Source organism: Fusobacterium perfoetens (genome assembly GCF_021531595.1).
GTDB lineage: Bacteria > Fusobacteriota > Fusobacteriia > Fusobacteriales > Fusobacteriaceae > Fusobacterium_B.
The window spans coordinates 25,131-45,768 of the sequence record NZ_JADYUD010000001.1 but is presented as its reverse complement, the minus strand read 5'-3'; the positions used below and the strand labels follow the sequence as shown (position 1 = coordinate 45,768).

General features: G+C 31.0%; 15 protein-coding genes and 1 riboswitch. All 15 genes read right to left on the bottom strand.

The features are described from left to right. Positions 1–128 precede the first annotated feature (128 nt). Complete coding sequence (gene guaB / locus I6E17_RS00205) at positions 129–1,583, bottom strand: IMP dehydrogenase (protein ID WP_235235013.1); 1,455 nt, start codon at positions 1,581–1,583, stop codon at positions 129–131. A gap of 80 nt (positions 1,584–1,663) precedes the next feature. Next, positions 1,664–2,899, bottom strand: a complete 1,236-nt coding sequence (gene purD / locus I6E17_RS00200; RefSeq protein ID WP_176829678.1) for a phosphoribosylamine--glycine ligase — start codon at positions 2,897–2,899, stop codon at positions 1,664–1,666. A 27-nt stretch (positions 2,900–2,926) separates the two neighbouring features. Next, on the bottom strand, positions 2,927–4,459 hold the full coding sequence (gene purH, locus I6E17_RS00195) for a bifunctional phosphoribosylaminoimidazolecarboxamide formyltransferase/IMP cyclohydrolase (protein WP_176829677.1): 1,533 nt from the start codon (positions 4,457–4,459) through the stop codon (positions 2,927–2,929). Next, positions 4,460–5,047, bottom strand: coding sequence for a phosphoribosylglycinamide formyltransferase (gene purN, locus I6E17_RS00190; RefSeq protein WP_176829676.1), 588 nt, complete (start codon positions 5,045–5,047; stop codon positions 4,460–4,462). After that, complete coding sequence (purM, locus tag I6E17_RS00185) at positions 5,041–6,072, bottom strand: phosphoribosylformylglycinamidine cyclo-ligase (protein ID WP_176829675.1); 1,032 nt, start codon at positions 6,070–6,072, stop codon at positions 5,041–5,043. Before purM ends, purN begins: the two co-directional genes overlap by 7 nt. 2 nt (positions 6,073–6,074) lie before the next feature. After that, the gene (gene purF, locus I6E17_RS00180) at positions 6,075–7,484 is read right to left on the bottom strand and encodes an amidophosphoribosyltransferase (protein WP_176829674.1); all 1,410 of its coding nucleotides are present in this window, start codon (positions 7,482–7,484) and stop codon (positions 6,075–6,077) included. Positions 7,485–7,583: 99 nt separating this feature from the next. Next, positions 7,584–11,276: a phosphoribosylformylglycinamidine synthase gene (locus I6E17_RS00175; RefSeq protein ID WP_235234869.1), complete on the bottom strand. Its 3,693-nt coding sequence runs from the start codon at positions 11,274–11,276 to the stop codon at positions 7,584–7,586. Positions 11,277–11,327: 51 nt separating this feature from the next. Next, a complete protein-coding gene (gene purK, locus I6E17_RS00170; protein ID WP_235234868.1) occupies positions 11,328–12,437 on the bottom strand; it encodes a 5-(carboxyamino)imidazole ribonucleotide synthase in 1,110 nt (369 codons plus the stop codon). Then, positions 12,437–12,922 carry a 5-(carboxyamino)imidazole ribonucleotide mutase gene (gene purE, locus I6E17_RS00165; RefSeq protein ID WP_235234867.1) on the bottom strand — a complete coding sequence of 162 codons (486 nt, stop codon included), beginning with the start codon at positions 12,920–12,922 and terminating at the stop codon, positions 12,437–12,439. The genes purK and purE overlap by 1 nt, the downstream gene beginning before the upstream one ends. 434 nt (positions 12,923–13,356) lie before the next feature. Then, positions 13,357–13,458, bottom strand: a riboswitch (purine riboswitch). 192 nt (positions 13,459–13,650) lie between these two features. Further along, positions 13,651–14,688: a Gfo/Idh/MocA family protein gene (locus tag I6E17_RS00160; RefSeq protein ID WP_176829671.1), complete on the bottom strand. Its 1,038-nt coding sequence runs from the start codon at positions 14,686–14,688 to the stop codon at positions 13,651–13,653. Positions 14,689–14,714: 26 nt separating this feature from the next. Continuing rightward, the gene (locus I6E17_RS00155) at positions 14,715–15,644 is read right to left on the bottom strand and encodes a sugar phosphate isomerase/epimerase family protein (RefSeq protein WP_176829670.1); all 930 of its coding nucleotides are present in this window, start codon (positions 15,642–15,644) and stop codon (positions 14,715–14,717) included. A 46-nt stretch (positions 15,645–15,690) separates the two neighbouring features. Next, positions 15,691–16,653 carry an ABC transporter permease gene (locus I6E17_RS00150; RefSeq protein ID WP_176829669.1) on the bottom strand — a complete coding sequence of 321 codons (963 nt, stop codon included), beginning with the start codon at positions 16,651–16,653 and terminating at the stop codon, positions 15,691–15,693. Then, on the bottom strand, positions 16,650–18,146 hold the full coding sequence (locus I6E17_RS00145) for a sugar ABC transporter ATP-binding protein (protein ID WP_235234865.1): 1,497 nt from the start codon (positions 18,144–18,146) through the stop codon (positions 16,650–16,652). Before I6E17_RS00145 ends, I6E17_RS00150 begins: the two co-directional genes overlap by 4 nt. 101 nt (positions 18,147–18,247) lie before the next feature. Continuing rightward, on the bottom strand, positions 18,248–19,234 hold the full coding sequence (locus tag I6E17_RS00140) for a substrate-binding domain-containing protein (protein ID WP_176829667.1): 987 nt from the start codon (positions 19,232–19,234) through the stop codon (positions 18,248–18,250). Positions 19,235–19,274: 40 nt separating this feature from the next. Beyond that, a complete protein-coding gene (locus I6E17_RS00135) occupies positions 19,275–20,288 on the bottom strand; it encodes a LacI family DNA-binding transcriptional regulator (RefSeq protein WP_235234863.1) in 1,014 nt (337 codons plus the stop codon). Positions 20,289–20,638 lie beyond the last annotated feature (350 nt).

Below are 20,638 nucleotides of genomic sequence, written 5' to 3'. Positions count from 1 at the left end.
AGACAGTTTTTATTTTTATACTATTTTTTTAGCACTACATTAATTTAATCTTTATTTTTCAATATAAAAAATAACCTCAGCATAAATATACCAAGGTTATTTTCTATTTTTTATTCTATTATCTTGTATTATCTTGAGTAGTTAGGTGCTTCTTTTGTTATTTGAATATCATGTGGGTGACTTTCTTTTAATCCTGCACCAGTTATTTTAACAAATTTTCCATTTAATTGAAGATCTCTTATTGTAGGAGTTCCACAATATCCCATTCCTGCTCTGATTCCTCCACAAAGTTGGAATATAACATCTTTAAGATCTCCTCTGTAAGCTATTCTTCCTTCAATTCCTTCTGGAACTAATTTCTTAGCATCGTTTTGGAAGTATCTGTCTTTTGAACCTCTCTTCATTGCTGCAAGAGAACCCATTCCAACATAAACTTTATATCTTCTTCCTTCATAAATTACTTCTTCACCAGGAGCTTCTTTTGTTCCAGCAAGAACTCCTCCAAGCATTACACAGTCAGCACCACAAGCAAGTGCTTTAACTATATCTCCAGAAAGTTTAATTCCTCCGTCAGCTATAACTCCTATTCCTCTTTCTTTACATACTTGATATACATCATTTACAGCTGTTAATTGAGGAACTCCAACCCCTGCAACAACCCTTGTTGTACAAATAGAACCAGGTCCTATACCAACTTTAACAGCATCTACACCAGCTTCAATAAGAGCAAGTGCTGCTTCAGCAGTAACTATATTTCCAGCAACTAATTGAATATCTGGGAAAGCTTCTCTTATTTCTTTTACTCTTCTTATAACACCAGCTGAATGACCATGAGCTGAGTCTACAGTAATAATATCTGCTCCAGCTTTTACAAGAGCTGCAACTCTTTCAAGAGTATCATTTCCTACACCTACTGCTGCTCCTACTCTTAATCTTCCATGTTCATCTTTACAAGCATTTGGATATTCAACTATTTTATCTATATCTTTTATAGTTATTAATCCTTTTAAATATCCGTTATCATCAACTATTGGAAGTTTTTCTATTCTATTTGATATTAATATTTCTTTAGCTTCTTCTAATCCTGTTCCAACAGGAGCTGTAATAAGGTTTTCTTTTGTCATTACATCAACAACAGGAGTTTCATAATCTTTTCTATATTTTAAGTCTCTGTTTGTTATAATTCCTATTAATTTTCCATCTTCTTCTATTACAGGAAGACCTGATATTTTATATTGTCCCATTAACTCATCTGCATCTGCAAGAGTACAGTCTTTTGTTAAAGTAATAGGATCTTTTATCATTCCGCTTTCATTTCTTTTAACTTTATCTACTTCTTTTGCCTGCTCTTCAATAGTCATATTTTTATGAATAAATCCTAATCCACCTTGTCTTGCAAGAGCTATAGCAAGATCTGCTTCAGTTACTGTATCCATAGCAGCACTTAAAATAGGTACATTTAAAGTTATCTTCTTTGTAAGCTGAGTTTTTAAGTTAATGTCTTGAGGTAATACATGAGATTCTGCTGGTATTAACAGAACATCATCAAAAGTAATTGCTTCTTTTACAATTTTTCCATTCATTGTATACATTTCTTTTTTACTCCTTTTTATATTAATTTTTTAAATTTATTTTTTTAAATTTTTACTAGATATAAGAATTATTATACCACATCTTTCGCACCTATGTCATGTCTAAAAAATAATTTTTTACATTTTATTTTTTCAACATCACGATATGCTTTTTCTTTCGCTTCAGCAAGAGTATCTCCCTCTGCTACAACAATTAAAACTCTTCCTCCATTAGTATAAAGTTTTCCATTTTCTTCTTTAGTTCCCATGTGGAAAAGAATAGATCCCATTCCATCTTCAATTTCTATTTGAGCATTTGAAGTTGAAGAAGCTGGATATCCTTCAGAAGCTAAAACAACACCAACTGTTGTTTTTTCGCTCCATTTTACTTCAGTTTCTTTTCCATCCATTATATCAAGAATTAACTTTACAAGGTCGCTTTCCATTCTTGGAAGAATTGCTTCTGCTTCAGGATCTCCAAATCTTGCATTAAACTCTATAGTTTTAACACCATCTTTAGTATCCATTATTCCTGCAAAAATAAATCCTGTAAAAGGAAGTCCTTCTTTTTTAAGTCCTTCAAGAGTAGGTCTTATGATTTCATTTACACTTGCATCTATTATCTCTTTTGTAACTCTTCTTACAGGGGAATACACTCCCATTCCTCCTGTATTAGGTCCTTTATCTCCATCAAAAACTCTTTTGTGATCTTGTCCTACTTCAAGAGGAATAACTTTATCTTCATGAGCAAGAGCTATAAGTGAAAACTCAAATCCATCAAGATACTCTTCAATTACAACTTTATTATCAGGAATTGCAAAAGCTATTTCAAGAGCTTCCATAGCTTCTTCTATTTTCATTGCAACAGTTACACCTTTTCCTGCTTTAAGCCCATCTTCTTTTATAACAATAGGAGCTCCATGTTTTAAAACATAAGCTTTTGCTTTTTCAAAATCTGTAAATGTTTCATATGCTCCTGTAGGAACATTATATTTATTCATAATATGTTTTGCAAAATCTTTACTGCTTTCAAGTCTTGCAACATCTTTTCTTGGTCCAAATATTTTAAGACCTTTTGCTTCAAAAGCATCTGCTGCACCTAAAGCAAGTGTTGTTTCTGGCCCTACAACTGTTAAATCTATTTTTTCTTTCTCTGCAAAATCTGCAAGAGCTTCTATATCACTATCTTTAATATCTACATTTATTCCAAAAGTAGCTGTTCCTGGATTTCCTGGAGCTATATATACTTTTTCAACAAGAGGACTTTGATTTAATTTCCATGCAAGAGCATGTTCTCTTCCACCTTTTCCTATAACTAATATTTTCATTTAAAATACTCCTTATAATATTTATGATTAGTGTTTGAAGTGTCTCATCTTAGTAAATACCATTGCTATTCCATTAGCATTACATACATCTATTGAAAGTTGATCTTTTATAGAACCACCAGGCTGAATTATAGCTTTTACTCCGTGTTTAACTGCAAGTTCAACTGTATCAGGCATTGGGAAGAAAGCATCAGATGACATATATGAACCTTTTGATTTTTCTCCAGCTTGTTCAAGAGCTATTTTCGCAGCTCCTACTCTGTTCATTTGTCCTGCCCCAATTCCTAGAGTTTGATTTCCTTTACTTATTACTATTGCATTTGATTTAACATTTTTAACAACTTTCCATCCAAATAGCATTTCTTCAATATCTTCTGCTGTAGGTTTTGTTTCTGTAACACATACTAAGTCTTCTGCTGTTATTGTTCCATAATCTATATCTTGAACAAGAAGTCCATCATTTACTCCCATTACTCTTTGTTTATTAATTATTTCTTGATTAATATCAAGAGTCATAAGTCTTATATTTTTCTTAGTCATTAAAATTTCAAGAGCTTTTTCTGTAAATGCAGGAGCTATTACTATTTCTAGGAAAAGTTTATGAAGTTCTGTTGCAACATCTTCATCTATAGTATCATTTACTGCAACTATTCCTCCAAATATAGAAACAGGATCTGCTGCATAAGCTTTATCCCATGCTTCTCTTAATGTGTTTCCAAGTCCTACTCCACAAGGATTTGTATGTTTTACTGCAACTACAGCTTTCTTACCATCTTTAAATTCTCTTAATATTTCAATAGCTCCATTAGCATCTTGGATATTGTTATAAGATAATTCTTTACCATGAAGTTGTTTTGCACCAGCTATTGAATATCCTGTCATTGGACAAGCATAGAATGCTGCTGATTGATGAGGGTTTTCCCCATATCTTAAATCCTGAACTTTTTCATAAGTAAGAGTCATTTTTTCTGGGTATTCTATTCCTAATTTTTTTGTTAAGTAACCAGCTATAAGAGCATCATAAGCAGCTGTTGTTCTGAATACTTTTGCTGCAAGAAATTGTCTGAACTCTAAAGTTGTATCTCCATGTTCTTTGATTTCTGCTAAAACTCTTTCATAATCTGCAGGATCTACACAAACAGTTACAAATTTATGATTTTTAGCAGCACTTCTTAACATACTTGGCCCACCAATATCTATATTTTCAATAAGCTCTTCGTGTGTTCCTCCTTTTTTTAGAGTTTCTTTAAAAGGATAAAGATTTACAACTACTAAATCTATAAGTTCTATTTTATTTTCAACTAAGTCTTTCATATGTTCTTCATTGTCTCTTACACAAAGAAGTCCTCCATGTACATTTGGGTGAAGAGTTTTTACTCTTCCATCCATCATTTCTGGAAAATGAGTTATATCAGAAATAGAAAGAGTTTTAAGTCCTGCATCATCAAGAGCTTTTTTAGTTCCTCCTGTTGATATTATTTCATATCCTAATGTACTTAATTCTTTTGCAAACTCTACTATTCCTGTTTTATCTGAAACACTTATCAATGCTCTTTTCATTTATTTTCTTTCCTCCTCAATCTTTTCACAAAGCTCTTTTAAAATCATAGGGTAAATTCTATGTTCTATTTTATGAATTTCCTCTTCTAACTTTTCTAAATCCCATGATTTTTCAATTTTTAATTTTTCCTGATAAATTATTTCTCCTGAATCTACTCCTTCATCTACATAATGAATTGTAACACCAGTTTCTTCAGCACCAGCTCTGAAAGCATCTCCTATTCCATCTTTTCCTGGGAAGTTTGGAAGATATGCAGGATGAATATTTATAATTTTATTTCTGTAAGCATTTAATAAAACTTCCGAAATTATTTTCATATATCCTGCAAGAGCAATAAGTTCTATACTATTATCTCTTAAAATTTTTATTATTTTTTCTTCATACTCTTTTTTATCAGCACATTCTTTTAAAGAAACTACATAACATGGAATCCCTAAATTTTCTGCTCTTTTTATTGCAAAAGCATTTTTCTTATCTACAATAAGAAGTTCTATAGAGCATGGAGAGTGTTTCCACTCTCTGCTCGTTTTTACTATGCTTTCAAAATTCCCTCCATTTCCTGAAGCAAATACAGCTACTCTTACCATATAAGGTCTACTCCTTCACCTTCAACTATTTCTCCAAGAACCACAGGTTTTTCTCCATTAGCTTTTAAAACTTCCATTGTTTCAGAAACTTTATCTTCATCAACAACTATCATGAATCCAATACCCATGTTGAATACATTGTACATATCTTCTTTAGGTACATCTCCCTCTTTTGCAAGGAATTTGAAAATTTCAGGAGTATCAATTACTTTTGTATCTATTCTTGCTTGAAGTCCTTCTGGAAGAATTCTAGGTACATTTTCATAGAAACCTCCTCCTGTAATGTGACACATTCCATTCACTTCTACTTTTTCAAGAAGAGCTTTTATTGTTTTAACATAAATTCTTGTTGGAGCAAGAAGAGTTTCTCCTAAAGATTTTCCTCCAAATACATCTTTATATCCATTTAAATCTAACTTTTTATCTTTCATAACTATTTTTCTTACAAGAGAGAATCCATTTGAATGAACTCCTGAAGAAGTAAGTCCGATGATTTTATTTCCTTTTTTAACTTTTGCCCCTGTTATTAATTTACTTTTTTCTACAACACCAACACAGAATCCTGCAAGATCGTAATCTCCTACTTCATACATATCAGGCATTTCTGCTGTTTCTCCTCCTATAAGCCCACATTCTGAAAGAACACATCCATCAGCAACACCTTTTACTATTTGTTCTATCTGTTCTGGGAAGTTCTTACCTACTGCAACATAGTCTAAGAAAAATATAGGCATAGCCCCTTGTACAAGAACATCATTAACACACATAGCCACAACATCTTGTCCTATTGTGTCGTGCTTATCCATTTCAAAAGCAAGCATAAGTTTTGTTCCAACTCCGTCTGTTCCACTTATAAGAACAGGTTCTTTATATCCTAAAGATGATAAATCAAACATTCCTCCAAATGCACCTAAACTGTCAATCATACCTTTTACTTTTGTTCTTTCAACATGAGATTTTATTCTTCTCACTGATTCATATCCAGCTTCTAAGTTTACACCTGATTCCATATATTTTTTACTCATCTTTATTTACCTTCCTTTTCTTCTTTAAATTTTTTTTCTAAACCAAACAGATATGTTGGATAGTTTTTATCAAAGCACGCTGCACAGATATTATTTCCAAGACCTTTTCTAAGTCCTTCTACTGATAAAAATGCTAATGAATCTGCAGCTATATATTCTCTTAATTCTTCTAAATTCATTCTTGCACTTATTAAATCTTTAAGACTTGATGTATCAACTCCGTAGAAACATGGAGCTATCATTGCAGGAGAAGCTATTCTTACATGAACCTCTTTTGCTCCTGCTTCTTTTAATAATTTAATTATATATTTACTTGTTGTTCCTCTTACTATTGAATCATCTACAAGAACTATTTTCTTTCCTGCTATTACAGATGACATAGGAGAAAGTTTCATTTTTACTCCTCTTTCTCTTTCTTGCTGTGTTGGCTGAATAAATGTTCTTCCTATGTAACGGTTTTTAATAAGTCCTGTTTCATATGGAAGTCCTGATCCATCAGCATATCCAACTGCTGCTGAAAGTGATGAATCTGGAACACCTATTACCATATCTGCCTCTGGACAAGGGCTTTCTTCTGCTAAAATTCTTCCACATATTCTTCTTGATGTATGAACATTAAGACCATTGATTGTACTGTCTGGTCTTGAGAAATAAATAAATTCCATTGAACACATTTTATCTTGTGTACAGTTTGTATAGAATATTGATTTTAAACCTTCTTTATTTATTTTTATAATTTCTCCTGGTTTTACACTTCTCATGAATTTTGCTCCAAGAGTTTCAAAAGCAACTGTTTCTGAACTTATTACATAACCTTCACCAAGTTCTGCAATTGAAAGTGGATGAAGTCCATTTTTATCTCTTACTGCATATATTGTGCTTCCTGTCATAACTACAAAAGAGAAAGCTCCTTCAAGTTTTGAAACTGCTTTTGTAAGTTTTTCAGTAAAAGTTCCTGACTCTTTTTGGATAAGATGACATAAAATTTCACTGTCTGAAGATGATTGGAATATACTTCCTTCAAATTCAAGTTGCATTCTAAGCTGGTCTCCATTTACTATTCTTCCGTTGTGAGCAACAGAAAAATCTCCAAGATGTGAACGAACTAGAAGTGGCTGAATATTTTCTATCCCAGGAGATTTTACATCTCCCATTCTTACATGTCCTATTGCCATATTTCCTTTTAGTTCAGAAATATTTTCACTATTGAAAACTTCTATTACAAGACCATTTCCTCTATGTCTTAAAATATGACCATTGTCAGAAGTTGCTATTCCTGCTCCTTGTTGTCCTCTGTGTTGAAGTGAGTGTAGTCCATAATATGTAAGCTGAGCTGCATTTTCCACATTGTAAATTCCAAACACTCCACATTCTTCATGTATTTCATCTAATATATAATCAAATTCTCTCATTTTTATTTTTCCTCTTCCTTATTTTATACGACCTGTATGATATTAAAATTTAACAAAATATACCAAAATACAATGCCTTCTCATCTGAAGTTTTCTTTATTATTTTTTAAAGAAGTTTACTCCATTCTGGAAGATATCCTGCATCTTTTCTCCGTAAATATTTTTAAATGTTCCATCTTCATAACGCTCTGAGTGTCCCATTTTTCCAAGGATTTGTCCGTCCTTAGATGTAATTCCTTCAATAGCATAATATGAACCATTAAGGTTATATTTTCCATCCATTGTAGGTTCTCCTTCAAGGTTACAGTATTGAGTTGCAACCTGTCCATTTTCAAATAATTCTTTTGCAAACTCTTCACTTACTACAAACTTTCCTTCTCCATGAGAAAGTGTCATTGAATGCATATCTCCTATTTCAAAAGATGAAAGCCAAGGAGATGAATTAGAAGCTATTCTTGTTGTAGCAATTCTTGAAATATGACGGTTAATGTCATTTCTAAATAATGTAGGAGAGTTTTCATTTAATTTATCCATATCTCCATATGGTAAAAGTCCTGATTTTATTAAAGCTTGGAATCCATTACAAATACCTAACATCAATCCTTCTTTTGCTAAAAATTCTTTTATAGCAGCTTTAACTTTTGGATTTTGTAATATATTTGTTATAAATTTACCAGAACCATCTGGCTCATCTCCTGCACTGAATCCTCCAGGAAGTGCAACTATCTGAACTTCTTTTATTTTTCTGCTAAGCTCCTCTATTGAAGCTTCCATATCTTTAACTGTAAGATTATTAATTACAAATATCTCTGCTGCTCCTCCAGCTCTTTCAAATGCTTTTGCTGTATCATATTCTGAGTTTGTTCCTGGGAATGCAAGAACTAAAACTTTTGGTGTATCATATAATACTGAAGCTTTCTGTTTCATATTTCCTTTTTTCTCTACAGGAGTAAATACTTTTTTATCTTCTGCATTTGTATTATAAGGATAAATTTTTGCATATCTTTCTTCCCAATCAGATAATGCTTTATCTATATTTATTACTGCTCCGTTTATTCTTATTTCTTTTGTATCTTCCACTGTTCCTAAAAGAATTCCAAATGATAATTTTTTCTTAGTTTCAACAACTATTGCTCCAGGCATAAGATCAAATAATTCTGCATCTGTATCAACATTTATTCCAAGTTTATTACCAAATGTCATCTTCATTAATGCTTCTGCTACTCCTCCAAATTTTACAACTGAAGCTGATACTACATTTCCTGCAAGCATTTCTTTTCTTACATTGTCAAATACTGCTTTCACTGTATCATATTTTGGAGTGAAATCTTCATTATATTCAGGTTTTACTAAATAAATATAATTTCCTGCTGCTTTAAATTCAGAAGAAACTATATTCTGAGTTTTTTCTGTTGTTACTGCAAAAGATATCAATGTAGGAGGGACATCTATATTTTTAAATGTTCCACTCATACTGTCTTTTCCTCCAATAGCAGGAGTTTCAAACTCAACCTGAGCTTCAAGTGCTCCAAGAAGTGCCATAAATGGTTTTCCCCATCTTGAAGGTTCTTTTCCAAGTCTTTCAAAATATTCTTGGAAAGTAAGTCTTGCTTTTTTATAATCTGCTCCTACAGCAGTAAGTCTTGCAAGAGATTCTATTACTGCATAAATTGCTCCAAGATATGGAGATTTTTCAGAAATGTAAGGATTAAATCCATAAGTCATAACTGAAGCTGTATTTGTAAATCCTAGTGTTGGGAACTTCTGAACGCTTCCTTCACTTTCTGTAAGTTGGTATTTTCCTCCATAAGGCATAAGCACTGTTGAACGACCTACTGTTGAGTCAAACATCTCTACCATTCCTCTTTGAGAAGCTACATTCATATCCTTTAATGTTGCAGTAAGTTTTTCTTCAACAGTTCCTGTTTTATCTGATTTAAATATTTCTTCTTTAACTGGAGCAATAACTTTTACATCTTGTTCTTGTCTTACTCCATTTGTATCAAGGAAACTTCTTGCTATGTCAACTATTGTTTCCCCTCTGAATTTAATTACTAGATTTTCTTTTTCTGTTACTTTTGCAACTAATCTTGTTTCAAGATTTTCTTCTTTCATTAATGCTTCAAATTTTTCTCTGTTTTCAGGAGCTATAACAACTGCCATTCTTTCTTGAGATTCACTTATTGCAAGTTCTGTTCCACTAAGTCCAAGATATTTTACTGATACCATATCTAAGTTTACTTCTATTCCTCTTGCAAGTTCTCCAATTGCTACTGAAACTCCTCCAGCACCAAAGTCATTTGATTTTTTAATAAGCTTTGTTACTTCAGGATTTCTGAAAGCTCTTTGAATTTTTCTTTCTATTGGAGCATTACCTTTTTGAACTTCTGAAGAACATTTAGTAAGAGATGAGTCATTGTGCTCTTTAGATGATCCTGTAGCTCCTCCTACACCATCTCTTCCTGTTTTACCACCAAGAACTATTACAAGATCTCCTGGTTTTGGTTCTTCTCTTAAAACATACTCTTTTTTAACTGCTCCAACTACTGCTCCAACTTCCATTCTTTTTGCTTTATATCCATTATGATATATTTCTCTTACAAATGTTGTTGCAAGCCCTATTTGGTTTCCATAAGAAGAATATCCATGAGCTGCTCCTTTTGAAATTCTTACTTGAGGAAGTTTATTAGGAAGTGTATCCTCAAGTTTTTCACATATATCTCCTGCTCCTGTTATTCTCATTGCTTGATACACATATGCTCTTCCTGAAAGAGGATCTCTTATTGCTCCTCCAATACAAGTACTTGCTCCTCCGAAAGGTTCTATTTCTGTTGGATGGTTATGAGTTTCATTTTTAAACATTAAAAGCCATCTTTCAGTTTTTCCATCAACATCAATATCTACTTCTATGCTACAAGCATTTATTTCATCAGTAATCTCCATATCATCAAGCTTACCGATTTTTCTCATATATTTTCCACCAAGTGTTCCCATATCCATAAGAGTCATAGGTTTTTTATTTCCATGAACTTCTTTTCTAAGTTCAAGATATTTTTCATATGCTCTTTGAATTGCTTCTGTCATCTCACCTTTTTCTATTGTTACACTTTTTAAGAATGTTTCAAAAGTTGTATGTCTGCAGTGATCTGACCAATAAGTATCAAGAACTTTTATTTCTGTTTCTGTAGGATCTCTGTCTTCTTCTATAAAGTATTTTTGAATATGCTCTAAATCATCAGCTGTCATTGCAAGTCCATTATCACTTACAAATTTTTCAAGCTCTTCTCTTGAAAGTTTTCTAAATCCTTCAAGAACAGGAACTGGTTCAACTGTTACATCTTCATTATTTTCAAGTATGCTTAAATCTTTTTCTCTTGTTTCAACAGGGTTTATTAAGTATTTTTTTATTTTATCAAGATCTTTTACTTCTCCATAAAATATAATTACTCTTCCACTTTTTATTGTAACGCTATCTTTACTATTTAGAAGTGCAAGACATTGTTCTGCTGAGTCAGCTCTTTGATCATATTGTCCTGGAAGATTTTCTATTGCTACATAAGTTTTTCCATTTAAGTCAATTTCATCATAGACATTATCTGTTACAGGTTCTGATAAAACTTTAGTTTTCAAAAGTTTTACATCCTCTTCATCACAGTTAAAAACATCATAAACATTATATAATTCTGCTCTTGTAAGTCCAGTCTCATATAAGTTTTCTCTGATTTCATTTAATATTGAATTTCCTTCAACCTGAAATCCTTGTTTTTTAGAAACAAAAATTCTCTTATTCATCTTTCCTCCATATTATAAATGTTTTAATATTATTATTTCCTGTCCCAAAATTTATTTAGCAAGTTCTTCTGCTCTCTTTATAAGCTCTTCTAGATTTTCACCTGTTATATTAAGGTGTCCCATTTTTCTGTCAGTTTTAGCTTCTCCCTTGCCATACATATAAAGTTTTTCATTAGCCCTAAGTTCTGCTTTTTCTATTCTCTCAACATCTTGACCTAAAATATTAAGCATTACACTTTTTTTAATAAGTTTAGGATCTTCAAGATGTTTTCCACATATACCCTCTATTTGTAAGTCAAACTGTGATTTATCACAACCATCCATTGTATAGTGAGCACTGTTATGAGGTCTTGGAGCCATTTCATTTACATATATTTCTCCATCTTTTCCATAAAAATATTCTATTGCAAGAGGTCCTACAAAATTAAGTCCCTCTATAATTTTTTTTGTTATCTCTTTTACTTTTTCCTGAACTTCTTCAGATATTCTTGCAGGAGCTATTGTTATATGAAGTATTCCATTTTTATGAATATTCTCTACAACTGGAAAAACTCCTACTGAACCATCTGTACTTTTTACTGCTATACATGAAAGTTCACATTGAAAATCAACCATTTGTTCCAAAATATATTCTCTGTCAGAAAGTTCAGCAACAGCTTTTTCAAAATCTTCTTTATTTCTTAGAACCCATTGTCCTTTTCCGTCATATCCTCCCATAGAAGTTTTTAAAATTGACGGATAACCAATTTCTTCTACTGCTTTTTTTAAACTTTCTTTATCTGTAACTGCTCTGAACTCAGCTGTTTTTATTCCAAGATTATTTATACTGCTTTTTTCTCTAAATCTATGTTGACTTATATATAAAGGTCTTCTTCCTTGAGGAATATATCCTCCATTTTCTTCTAATATATCTATAGATTCTGAAGGTACATTTTCAAATTCATAAGTTACTACACTTGAATTTTTTGCAATATATACAAGACTTTCTTTATCATCATAAGGTTTAGCAAGATGTAAATCTGCCTCAAGAGCTGCACAAGCTGCTTTTGAAGGTTCAAGAACCATTGTCTTATATCCCTGTCTCTTAGCACTTTCACATAACATCTTTCCAAGCTGTCCTCCTCCAAGAACTGCTATCCATTTTCCTTTTTCTATAAGCATTATGCCTCAACCTCACTTGTTCTTAAAACTTCATCTCTCTGTTCAGTTCTAAATTTTTCAAGCTTAGCTGCTACTTCTTCATCCATAAGAGCTATTATTTCACTTGCAAGTATTCCTGCATTTTTTGCTCCAGAATTTCCTATTGCTACAGTTCCAACAGGAATTCCTCCTGGCATTTGAACTATTGAAAGAAGTGAATCCCATCCACTTAAAGCTTTTGACTGAACAGGAACTCCTATTACAGGAAGTGGTGTAAGACTTGATACCATTCCTGGAAGATGTGCTGCTCCCCCTGCTCCTGCTATTATTACTTTAATTCCTCTTTCTTTTGCTGATTTTGCATACTCAAACATAAGTTCAGGTGTTCTGTGAGCTGATACAATTTTTACTTCATAATCAACTCCAAATCTCTTCAGCATTTCAATAGCATTTTCCATTGTAGGAAGATCTGATCTGCTTCCCATAATAACTCCAACTCTTGCCATTTATTTTCCCCTCCAAAACTTTATTCATTAATTTTAAAAATTTTATATAATTTATTTGAAGCGAACTAAAATTTTAATAAATAAAAATTTCAGTTCATCACATTTATTAGTCGTTGGAATTTCCTTCTAGTTATTTGACTCCCATAAATGTGAAAAAAAAGCACGCTACGAAAGTGCAGACCGTTACTAAACCGTCTGCACACTCATAGCGTGCATAATTTCATTTTTCTTTTCTATATTAATTAACCCAATTAAATTTGTCTCGTTAAACTTGCTGCTTAATGTCCTTTTATTCCTTTTAAAAATAAAACACATTGTCTCTCTGTCTCCTCATTATACATAATTATAAAGAACGAAAAATTAACCCAATTTTTCTTGAAGCAACACAGCTACAACGAAGTTATAATATTCATTATTCCCAAATTATAGTTCTAAGTTATATCTTTGATGCTTATAGTCTGCTAATTTAAGGTTTGCAGGTAGAAACTTGTCGTCCATATCACGACTATTATATAAGCGATTATTTATTTGTCTTTATAATCTTAGAATAACACATTTGAGAAAATATTTCAACTTTTTAATACTTAAAAATGTAAAGTTTTATAACATTTTCATTTTTTGTCTTATTTTCATAGAATTTTGTTTTAATATAAATCACATTCATGTTACAAAAATTAAAAAGAAAATTATATTTTTAATTTTTTTCTTAACATATGTTTTTATCTTTTTTAAATTTCTATTTCTCTTTTTTCTTCAACTGCTCTCATAAGTGCATCTACTACTTTTATTGAAGCAAATCCCTCTTCTGCTGGAACAGGAGATTTTTTATTCTCTAAAATAGTTTCAACAAAAGCATCTATTACCCCTGTCTTTGTCTGATTATCATTTGTTTGAATTGCTTCAACTTCAAGTTCTGTTACACTTCCATCTTCATAAATAATTTTTATCTGATATTTAGGATCATCATATATTCTTATGATTCCTTTTTCAAGATATAATATTGTAGAATTATCTTCCTGGCCATAATATGTCCAGCTGAAAATTCCAGTTCCTAATATTCCACTTTTCATTTTTAAAATACACACTGTATTATCATAAACTTCTATAGGTTCTCCATTCTCAAAAGTTTTATCTAGAGCTCCTCCCATTCCTGAAACTGCTGTGAATTCATCTCCAGTTAAGAATCTTATAAGATCAAGTTTATGAACTCCTAAATCTCCTATAACTCCATACTGACTTCTTTCTTTCTTGAAAAACCATGTATTTTTTGACTTGCTCTCTGTCCAAGATTCAGGTCCTCCATGGCCAAAAGTTGTTCTGAAAGTTATAACTTTTCCCATTTTTCCGCTTTCTATTATTTCTTTTACTCTTTTATGTGCTTCGGTAAATCTTTGATTATGGTCCATCATAAAAATTTTTCCTGTTTCTTTTTGTACTCTCACTATTTCTTCTGCCTGCTCTAAAGTCTTTGCCATAGGTTTTTCACAAAGTACATGTTTTCCACATTTCATTGCAGTTGTAGAAATAAGGCAGTGCATATCATTAGGAGTACAATCACTTACAGCTGTTATTTCAGGATTACTTAAAATTTCCATATAATCATCAACAGCTTTTCCTCCAAACATTTCTGCCATAAGCTCAGCTCTTTTTTTATTAATATCATAAAAGGCTATTATTTCAACATTAGGATTATCTCTATATTCAGGTGCATGCCTTTTTTCTGTTATTGAACCACATCCAATTATTCCTATTTTTATTTTTTTCATTTTACTTAATAACCTCCAGAAATAATTTATAATTTTTCACTTAAAAATTTATAACCTAAAGTAAGCCCCTCTTTAACTTTTTCTAAAGTATCTTGATATTCTAAATCTTCATGTTCAATTATAACCTCATCGTCATATCCTATTTCTTTTAGAACAGCCATAAACTTGTCCCAATCAATATCTCCTTTACCTGGCATTCTATGTCTCCAATATCCCATATCCCAATTATCTTTTCTATTAAGTTGTTTTCCAAAAATACTGTAGCAATTTTTTAATTTATCATGGAATACTTCTGTATCTTTTGCATGGACTTGAAAAATTCTATTCTTATAATTCTTAAGTCCCTCTAAATAATCTATTCCAAGCCATACAAGATGAGATGGATCATAGTTAAGACCAAAATTATCATACGGAAGTCTTTTAAACATTTCATCCCAAAGTTCAGGAGAATAAGAGATTGTTCCTGCCCATCCACTTTCATGCCAACCTGGCATTGAACAGTTTTCAATTATAATTCTTACATTTTTTTCTTTTGCATATTCTAAAATTGGTTTAAAAACTTTTTCCATTTCATCAAAATTATCTTCAATAGGAAGTGTCATATCCCTTCCTATAAAAGTTCCAACATTTTTTACTCCTAAAAGTGCAGCTGCTTCTATAACTTTTATCAAATGATTATTATATCCTTTTCTTCTTTCCAAATTATGATCAAGGTTATTATCATAATAAGCAAGAGTAGCTATTGTCATGTCTTTTTCTTTTAGAAAAGCATTTAATCTATCAGCCTCCTCTTTTGTAAAATTCACCACATCAATGTCACTTCCTGAATAATCTCTTGTATTCACTCTTGGCCAGCATGAAACTTCCAATGTTTTAAATCCTATTTTGCTTGCCCATTCTATTTTTTCATAAATAGAAACATCACCCATAATCCCTGTCAAAAATCCAAGCTTCATAATTTTAACCTCCATCATTTTGAAATTATAAGTTTTAATATTAAATTTAATCATTATTTTTTTTACTTTGGAATACTACAGCCAATACTATTATAATACCTTTTACTAATCCTGATAAAAATGGCGGAATACGAGCAGCAATCAAAATTCCTTCTATCATCTGAAGCATTACTGCTCCAAGAAATGTTCCAAATATTTTCCCTCTTCCACCATTCATTGCTGTTCCGCCTATTGCAACAGCTGCAATAGCATCCAACTCAAAAGCATTACCAACATTAGCTGCTGTTATAGAAGTAAGTCTTGATGCAAGAAGAAACGAAGAAACTCCAGTTAAAAGTCCTGTTAATGTAAAACATAAAGTTTTTATCCTATCCACATTTATCCCCGTAAGAAAAGCTGCATTTTCATTTGATCCCACAGCATAAACATATCTTCCAAACTTTGTATACTTTACCATAAGAGCCATAAGAATTGTTATAATTATAAAGATAATTGCAAGGTTAGGTATTCCAATGGTTTTTCCTGCAGCTATTTTTCTGAAACTCATAAGAATCTTCATATTTACATTAAAAGGGCCTCCCTGACCAAGCTGAACAATTATTGATCTATAAGCACTCATGGTAGCAAGAGTAACTATAAAAGGAGCCATTTTTCCTTTAGTTGTTATCACTCCATTTATTGTTCCTAAAACTATTCCAAATGCCATGCAGAATAGAAGCATTATAAAAGCACTTTCAGTTTTGTTTAAAACGACAACTCCAAGCCCTGCTATAAGAGCTGCCTGAGATCCAACTGATAAGTCTATCTGTCCTGAAATTATAATCAAAGTCATTCCTAAAGCTATTATTCCTTTTATAGAGGACTGAAGCATAAGAGTTGAAAGACTTGTCCAAGATAAAAAAGAATGATTTATTACGGTAGCTATTATTACAAGCACTAAAAAAGAAAAAATAAATGTATAATTAGAATATATATTTTTAAAAGTTAAATTATTTTTCAGCTGACTCATATTTTTTCCTCCAAATTTGCTCCTGTTGCATAGTGCATTATATTTATTTCGCTGAACTCATTTCTTGAAAGTTCTTTATTTATATGTCCTTTATACATAACAAAACATCTGTCTGCTACTTTATGTATCTCTGGATACTCTGAACTAAAAATAATAATACCCTTTCCTTTTTGTGCCAGTTCATTTATTATTTTATAAATTTCAAATTTTGCCCCTACATCTATTCCCTGTGTAGGATTATCAAGAATAATTACATCTGTATCCAGCTCAAGACATCTTCCAATCATTACTTTCTGTTGATTTCCTCCAGATAAAGATGTTATATAATCATTATAATGTCCTATTTTTGTAGACATTTCTTGCTTTCTTATGTTAAATTTTTCAATTTCTTCACTGTCTTTTATAAAGAAATTTTTATGTTTTGAAACAAAACTTCCTACTGAAAAATTATTCAATATACTCATATCTTTTATAATAGAACGCTCTTTTCTGTTTCTTTGCACCATACTTATTCCATGATTTACTGTATCTTTTATGTTCTTATAAGATAACTTTTCTCCTTTTACTCTTACCTCTCCCGTATCTATTTTGTGCACCCCATAAAGAGCCTCTGCAAGATAATCTCTTCCATCTCCATGAAGTCCTGTAACAGCAATGACTTCTCCTTTTTTAAGATTGAAACTTATATTACTGAATTTTCCTTTTAAAGAAATATCTTTTACTTCCATAAGTATTTCATCAGAAATTTTTTCTTTTTCTATTTGTTCATCAGCTATTTTTCTTCCTACAAGGAGTTCTGTCGCTCTTTTTTCATCTATATCTTTAAAATTTCCACTTTCTATAAAATTACCATCTCTTAAAACTGTGTACCTATCACATATACTGAAAAGCTCTGGCATTTTATGAGAAATATATATCATGCTCACTCCCTCTGACTTCAATTTTCTCATAAGAACAAATAACATTTCTATTTCTTTATTTGTAAGAGCTGTTGTAGGTTCATCCATTATTATAAGCTTAGCATGAAAAAGAAGAGCCTTAGCTATTTCTACAAGCTGTTTTCTTGATGTCTCCAAATTACCAACTTCTATCATTGGATCTATATCAAGATTCATTCTTTTAAAAACTTCTTCAGATTTTTTTATCATCTCTTTTCTATTTATAATTCCAAATTTATTTGTTATTTCTTCCCCAAGAAAAAGATTTTCATAAACAGTCAAATCATTTACAAGATTTAATTCTTGATGTATAAATCTTATTCCCATATTTTGAGTTTTTTTAGTAGTTAAATTATCATATTTTTCCCCGTCAAAATATATTTCCCCTTTTGTTGCTGAATATGTTCCAGCAAGAATATTCATAAGAGTAGATTTTCCTGCACCGTTTTCCCCTAATAAACCGTGAATCTCTCCTCTTTCTACATTTAAGGAAACTCCTTTTAGAGCTTCAACTGGACCAAAATACTTAGATATATTTTTCATCTCTAAAAGCATAGTGTTTTCCTCCTGAAATATTTTAATAAAGAGGCTGACTGTTGTTTTAGTCAGCCTCTTTAAAAATTATTTTATATTATTATTTCATCCCTATTAAAACCTTAAATACCACTTTCATATCTGATTTTCCACTGTTCACCCTTCATGTATTCTTTGTAGTTATTATTATCTATCATTTCAGTAGGTATCAAATATAATCCGTCAAATTTTTTACCTTCAAGTACTTCTGCCCCCATTTTAACAGCATCTCTTACCATTACAGGAGAGAATAAGAATGTAACTTGATCAAGTCCTAATTCTTGTTTATAAATATCAAATGTTTCTATATTTTCTCTTCTTCCACCAACACCAGTTATTAGTTTAATATTAAGTTTAGCTGGTCCTTGATAGTTCATTATTGCATCTATAACACCAAGCATAGGTTCATCGTCATGAGTAAATACAGCTTTTATGCTTTCAGCTTCTTCTTTGCTTACACTGTTTAAGAAAGTTTCCATTTGCTCTTGAGCTTTTGCTCTCTGCCAGTCTGTACTGAACTGCTGAACTATTTTTATATTTTTATCAGCTGTTCTTGCAAAACCTTCTGAACGCTGTTGAGGAACAGTAGAGTTATCTCCCTTAAACTCTATAATGTTTACAGTTCCTTTTTTCAAATCTTCTTCAAAATATTTATTTAAATATCTTCCTGTTTCTTCACCCACCGTAAAGTTATCTCCCATAACCTCAGCTGTAGGTTTAAATCCTTCTATCAGACGATCATAAATAATAAGAGGTATTCCTGCTTCAACAACTTTCATAGCTCCTGATCTAAGTTCATTTCCATTATGAGGCCAAAGAACTATACAATCAACTTTTTCATTAATTAATGTATCAAGCTGGTTATTTTGTTCAGATGCTTCTGCTGAAGTAAGGAATTTATATTCAAATCCTCCTTTTTTTGCATATTCTTCTGCTGCAGCTTTAGCATGTTTTATACTTTCACCTGTAAATCCATGAGTTGCATTAGGCATTACTATACCAAGCATTTTTGCAAAAGATACTACACTAAGTAATACTACTCCTACTAATACTTTGAAAAAACTCTTCATCAACAATACCTCCTTATATTTTTATAGGAGAAATTTCTCCCTATTTTAAAGACTTTCTATTTGTACTTTCCCTTACTATAAGTTCATGTTCAAGTATAATCTTTTCAGGAGTGACACTTCCATTTTCTATTATTTTTAAAAGCTGTTTTACAGATTCTTTTCCAAGTTCGTAACCAGGTTGTGATATAGTTGTAAGAGAAGGTTCTGTAACAGCAGAAAAATCAATATTATCAAATCCTACAACTGCTGCATCCTGAGGAATTTTTATATTCTTTAAATTCAAAGCTTTTATTATTCCTATTCCAAGCACATCTGAAACTGCAAATATCCCTGCATTTTCTATTTTTCTATTATTTAAAAGTATATTCATTTGTTTAAAGCTTTCTTTAATAGAGAGTTCATCTAAAATAATTTCATTTTCCCTTTTTAATTCTATTCCATTATCTTTTAAAGCTTCTATAAACCCTTCTCTTCTTAGAACTGAATATGTAAAATCTTTTTTCATTCTAAAAAGATAAAATTCTCTTTTTCCTATTGAAATTAGATGACTTGCTGCTTCATAAGCTGCTTTTTTATGATCTATTGTTATACAGGATAAATTATTTTCATCTATATATTCACTACATTGAACTATTCTATTATATAATCTTTCATCGTTTATCTTTTTTATTATTTTTTCTTTTGAAACTTTTTCCATAAGAATAACACCATCAACAAGTTTTTTATTAAGAAGATTCAAATAATCCAGAAGTTGTTCTTCTGATGAGTAACTACTTCCTAGTATTATATTATAACCTCTACTTCTTGCTGTAAGTTCAACTCCTTCAAGAATAGGAGAATAATATGGATTTGAAATTTCAGGAACTAAAATCAAGAGCATTCCACTTTTTGTTCTTTGTAAATTGCTAGCCATAAAATTAGGTGTATAATTTAATTTTTTTATAGCTTCTTCTACTTTTTTTCTTGTTTCTTCCTTTACTTTTTTTCTGTTTAAGACTCTTGAAACTGTTGCAGGAGATACACCTGCATATTCTGCAACATCATTTATCTTCATAAGGATCACCTTTTATTTTTTTGAAAACGATTTCATATTTATTTAATATCTATATACCCTTTATTTTTATTTTTGTCAATATAATATTGTACATTTTTTTCTTTTTATTTACATCAAAATCTTAAATAGTACAATTTTTACTAAAGATACAAAAATGATTTTTTAAATTTTTGAAAACGATTTTTTAAAAATATACTTTATTTTAATAGTCATTTATATTTTATTTTAACCACAAACTTGCCACATAACTTTGCTACAATAATTTGCAAAATTTAAAAAATTATTAATTTATTTCTATTTTTTAAATGAAAAAAATTGTATAATAATTTGTGTTAATTATTTTAATTGAG